Here is a 5,355-nt window from a genome sequence, read left to right as displayed (position 1 = left end):
TTGCAAACATCGCGATTTTTCGCTCGAATTATTTGCGTCTATCCGAGGCGCCAAACTCACATTGTCTGCGACTGTAATCAGATTATGTGCGACGGGATTGCAATCATCAGGACCGGGTCACAATACGTGCGAAAGGTTCAGTAGACGATTTTCAGGGTCGCACAACACTACTTGAATTTTTTGCCTGAGCCGTATGTCCGGGTCGGGTGGCCTCGTAAACGACGCTAATACCGTAGCGGTGGGACCTCGAATTCTGAATGGCTAAAATGTAACGTCAACAATGCCATTCGTCAAATCAGTTGCGGCTGGACTTCGAATTCTGAATGGCTAAAATGCACCGGGAAACGGGCCGCCGCCGCCGCCAGTTGCGGCTGGCCTCGAATTCTGAATGGCTAAAATTGCCTCCCGGAGAAGTTCTTATTTTTGCAAGAACTTCTCCGAGAGGCGGTTGTAGTATTCCAAGACGAACCCGTCAAAATAGAGCCAGTTGCTGAGGGTTTTTCCGAGGGCCTCTGCGGCCCTGATCTGAGAAATGTACAATATCACGATATTGCCGGTCGGTGAAGTTGAGTATCTGGACGCCGCCGGAAGAAGGCAAGGATTGCTCTATTCGGTTGACTCTTGTGTGAAACGCTTCCTTGCTATTGACGAAGCGGGCATAGACAGAAAACTGGCTTCGCTCGAAGCCCTCATCCAGCAAGAAGTTCCGAAACTTCGTCGCCGCTTTGCGTTGCGGTTTAGTGTCGGTGGGAAGGTCAAACATCACAAGCATCCACATGAGGCGGTATCCTGAGAGGATGTCGGGCTTACGGGTCATCTTCCGAGCCCTGCCAATGTGAGAGCGTCCGGTGGATTGGGGAGAAGCAGCACCAGTTTTCCGGTTTCGAAACTCTGTCCCAGCGAGGTGGCCAGTTTAGTGAGCGCGACAGAGACCGGTGTCACGCCATCACCGAGCGGTAGATCTGTTGCGATCAGGCGTGCCAAGGCCTGTTTTGCCGCAGTATCGACCTGTGTTCCATTTTCGATTGAGAAATGCCGGGCAGCACAATCCACCAATGGACGAAAGGGTTCCATGAGATCATCGGCAAGGGCAAATGCATTGCCTCTGTTCGAGTGGTGAATTCCGATGGATGGGTGCAGCCCAGCGGCCACCACGGCCCGTGCTGTGGCGGCGCGCAGTACGGTATAGCCATAATTGAGCAACGCATTCACGTCAGAGGCATTTGTATCGCGCCGGAATTCCCCACCCATTATACGAGGCCAATAATGGCGGGCTGCTTGTGCTTCGATATTGGTGCTATCGCCCGAGGTGATCTTGCGGACCATCATACGCAGCGGGGCGCCGGATTCACTCATCGCCTCCAAGGCGGCTGCCTGCATTTCCACTTTCGCGATGATTACCTGTTTCCAGGCCTGTTTCGTCAGGGGTAACCTGGCCTGCCACTGGGCTCGTATCCGGCCACCTTGCGCATGGTGCCCTTCCAGAGGCATGAGCACGGATCGAGGCGCATGATTGGACCCGCATAACACCACCGGCACGCCTCGGTCGGCCAGTTCGGTCAGGAGCGACGTGGACCATGTTGTGCCATGTGCATGCACGATAACACCCGCGATTTGATCGAGAGGAGTGCGTCCAATTTCAGCGCCAGCCTCTGAGACCATCAAAAACCCGCGTAGCCGCGACAAGTGTCGTCCATCGGTTGCTATGTCAATAATCTGATCCAAAATCGCGCTCGCATAGGTTTGAGAGGAGACTCAGCCCATCAAACGGGTCAGCCGAGGATCTCGCAACTGGCCCATTTCATCGACAAAAACCCGGCGAAGGCGTGCCTTGAGAATTGAACTCGTACTCATTTGAATAAGCCGGAAATCGTCATTTCTGTCACGATTTCGCGCATCCGCATTCGATTCAATGTGGGGCGCGAGAAAGATGCCGTTGGCAGGATCGAATTTCTGAACATAGCAGATCAACGTTTTCCCATCCCGTTCAATGGCCACCATATCCCGTTTGAATATTCGCAGGAGGCGCTTTGCTGCCGGGTGCGGGCGGGAAACAATAGCACCATGAGCCTCAAAGGTTGTAATGACCTGAGCCTTGGGTTTGCCGTCCGGCATCCTCCAGATTTCGTAACAGTGATTGCTGTCACCTTTGTAAGCCTTGTATGGTTCCCCCGCCCCATCTTTGATCTCTACACGTGCGGAAGATTGCAGGCTTTCGATCAAACGGACATGACGGATACCCCGGTAGGGGTTGTACTTGCCGTTCGAAAGGCGCTCTGACGCGGCAAACTCGGCCAGCGCGGCTTCGATGTCTTTTGGCACCTCCTTGCCCACAGTGGCCTCGGAGAGGAGTTTCTGCAAATGAGGGTCGCGGATGTTCTTACCCTTTGATGTCACAGCAATATCACCAGCTTTCAGCGACAGGAGCGGTGTGCGGCTAACCACTCTTTGCTCGTCCAAAATACCATAAGCAGTATCATTGTGGAGTCGACCGGTGGTGCTGTCTCGTCCCTGCTTTTTCGCCGCAGGATCGATGCGCCCATGATCGGCGCGGTGGCTGACCACAATCTTGCCCAGTTGGATGCCAATATCCGTGCGAAAGCCCTCCCAGGGTTCGGGGGTCGTTCTCGCTACCTCCTCGGCGCTCAAACCATCCCCTTCGTCGCGCTTGGCCGCATCGCTGATCTGCTTGATCAGACCGCGATCAGTCGCAGCGATGACCGCCGCATCAATGGCATGATGGCGGTGATCTGTGCGATTCTTGGCTTTGGCCGTGCCCTTGTTATGATCCGGCAACAGACTGTTCAGGCCCCAATGCCGCCGCAACATCTCGGTCAGCCGACCGGGCACAACCCAGACATGACCACCTTCGGTATAAAGAGCATCCAGATAGGTTCTGGCAATGCGGGACAGGTATTGCGTGTCGACCAGTGCCCGGTCAAGAAAGCTGTTTTCACCTTCGAACCGTTCCATCGCGTCCGGTGTAAAGCGCCAACGCTTATTGTCTGGCAGATTCTTGAGATTGGCGGCGATCTTGTCCCATTGTGGCGTTCGGCCCCAGACCTCCCATGGGTTTTTGTTTGTTTTCTCCCGATTGGCTTTGCGCAAACACAGAGTCCGGTTGGCAAAGCTGTCATCCAGCGTGCGGGAATAGGGCAGGATATGGTCCACATCACAGGAGCCGTCAAAGAGCATGGTGACACAGATCGGGTTACCTGTGTAAGGGCAACAGCGCGGGCCGATTGCCGGACCAAGCTCCTCATATAGGCGCAACAGCATCCGATTGGCGCCTGTATCCGGCTGGCCAAGCTCTGCAAGCTTCTCACTGCGCTTGCGCGCAGCATCGGTATTCTCTTTGATGCGTTTCTGGGCGTCCTTTTTCTGCTTGTCGGATTGCTTCAGTTCCCGGGCCAGTTCCACCACGATCTGATCGGGTTTTCCGTAGACAGTGATGATTTTGTTCACCAACCGCCGCAGTTGGTTGAGACCGATATGCACGGTGGGATTGGTGATCCGTCCAAAACGTACAATGTCGTCATCCTCAGGCTTTCCTGAACCAGGGATCACGTGCCGCTCAAGGATGGCTCCATAATATGGTAATTGATCCAGAACCTCACCTGTACGGTGATCTGAATGATGCCAGCCGCAGGCTTCAACAGCCTGATTATACGTCACTACACCAGCTTCCAACGCGTCCAGAATTTTCCGTGAAGCGGTTTCTCCAAGCCGTCCATATCCATCCGGCAGTGGAGCGGTTGCGGTGGCCGAAGCATAATCCTCATCCAATCCATGGGTTTCGATCAACCACGCAACCAGATCTTCGTGATCTGCATTACTCTGCACCGCGCGAATACGCCTGATCACCTCCCACTGCGCGTCCAGATTCAGTTCTGACCACTTCGGTCCAAACCGGTCGGGGTGGCTGAGGCTGGCCCGCACCGGGTCACAGGCAATAGCGTCACGTGCCGCAGCTTCCAATGTGAAGCGCTCATGTGGTGCGAGCTTAATGACTTTGCCAAGCGCAGCAAACGTCAATTTCATGGATGTTGGTGATTTTGTCGCCTTCCTGTTGTCCAGTGCATGAATGATTTGATCGCGCTGTTTCGGTGTCAGTGGCCGTTTCTCGCGCCCATCGGCTGTGACACGCAGGTTGTTCACCGTTTCATAGATCACGCGCCACTGGGTCAATGGGTGTGCCTTGGGGAGCCGCCTTTCGTCGGATGGAACATCGTGCTGACCGGAAAAAAGACACAGCCCGATTTCCGGCTCTTTCAAAGGACGCTGATGGAATATCGTCTCAAAGAGTGCGTTTCCCAGATCATCCGTCAACACATCAGGATGATAGGCCATTTGCGCATCCCAGAGCTTGTTGAACTCCTCTTCCAAATGTCGTCGGTCCGGGTAAAAATCATAACCCGCCTCTTCTTTCTCCGAATTATCCCGCCGAGCAACGCTCAATCGGGTGCGAACAGATTTGGTGCGACGATCGTCAAGCCGCGTTCCATCTTTATTCGGTTTTTGTTCGTCATCCGGCTTTTTCGGTTTATCGCGGCGGCGCATATGAAGGAACTCACCGTAGGTCCGAGCACCCTTGATCATCATCGCCTGATCCAGCCGCGCGGTAGCGTCCCTGATCTTACCACTTTCATTATCGCCCCGGTCGGTCTTGCGGTTCGACTTGAAGCCACGTCTCTGATTGAGGTGAAAAAGCGCCCGGCCCAAATGTGTGAGCGGAAGTGCCGCATCCAACCCCTGGGCGCGCAATTCGTATGGGTCCAACACCTCAAGCGTCTTGGCAGCCTCGGCGTCGGCCGGCATCAATCCAGCCTCTGACAGTTTGCGCATGAGTGCCGCACGACGACGCAGATAGCGGTCGCGCCTGCGTCGCATAGAACGGGCTACACGCCGGTCAACAGCGAGAGATGCTCCGGACTTCGGGTCACGACCATCCGAGAAAACCCGGACACCCCCGTCGATCACTTCGGTTATGCGATTGCCGTCGGTCGCATAAAGCCACCAGCCGATGGAATTTGTGCCAATATCAAGACCCAGGCGCATTGTGTGTTCCTTGATTAAATCAAAGACGCAGCTTACGAAAATCTGCTCCGGCACCAAAATGCTGCGTTGCATTCTTGGGAATGAGCAATTAACCTGCATACACATTCAGAATTCGTGGTCGAGCCGTTAACAAGCATTCGACTGCACCACATTGAAACGCGTCCCACGGGGCGCGTTTCCTTATTATCTTTCTGTGCCAGAAAATCGTAGAGACGGCTTTTGCCGCGTTGCTCAAACTATCAATGAGCAGTCTTGGAAAGGTTCGTTTCGCAGACAGACGCGGGACCACAACCACCG

At 54.6% G+C, this 5,355-nt stretch carries 3 protein-coding genes; all 3 read right to left on the bottom strand.

The features are described from left to right. Positions 1–472 precede the first annotated feature (472 nt). The 3 genes from cas2 to cas9 are packed head-to-tail and all read right to left on the bottom strand — an operon-like array spanning position 473 to position 5,058. On the bottom strand, positions 473–817 hold the full coding sequence (cas2, locus tag ACR0DT_RS24750) for a CRISPR-associated endonuclease Cas2 (RefSeq protein ID WP_480713302.1): 345 nt from the start codon (positions 815–817) through the stop codon (positions 473–475). Beyond that, positions 814–1,725 (bottom strand): type II CRISPR-associated endonuclease Cas1, encoded by a 912-nt coding sequence (gene cas1 / locus ACR0DT_RS24745; RefSeq protein ID WP_480713301.1) that lies wholly within the window; start codon positions 1,723–1,725, stop codon positions 814–816. Before cas1 ends, cas2 begins: the two co-directional genes overlap by 4 nt. Positions 1,726–1,755: 30 nt before the next feature. Continuing rightward, positions 1,756–5,058: a type II CRISPR RNA-guided endonuclease Cas9 gene (gene cas9, locus ACR0DT_RS24740; protein WP_480713300.1), complete on the bottom strand. Its 3,303-nt coding sequence runs from the start codon at positions 5,056–5,058 to the stop codon at positions 1,756–1,758. Positions 5,059–5,355 lie beyond the last annotated feature (297 nt).

The organism is Ruegeria sp. BI11, from assembly GCF_056538005.1.
This window is presented reverse-complemented; position numbering and strand designations above follow the sequence as displayed.

Coding starts and splice junctions, on each gene's coding strand:
- cas2 (WP_480713302.1), bottom strand. CDS start 817: ATGACCCGTAAGCCCGACATCCTCTCAGGATACCGCCTCATGTGGATG.
- cas9 (WP_480713300.1), bottom strand. CDS start 5,058: ATGCGCCTGGGTCTTGATATTGGCACAAATTCCATCGGCTGGTGGCTT.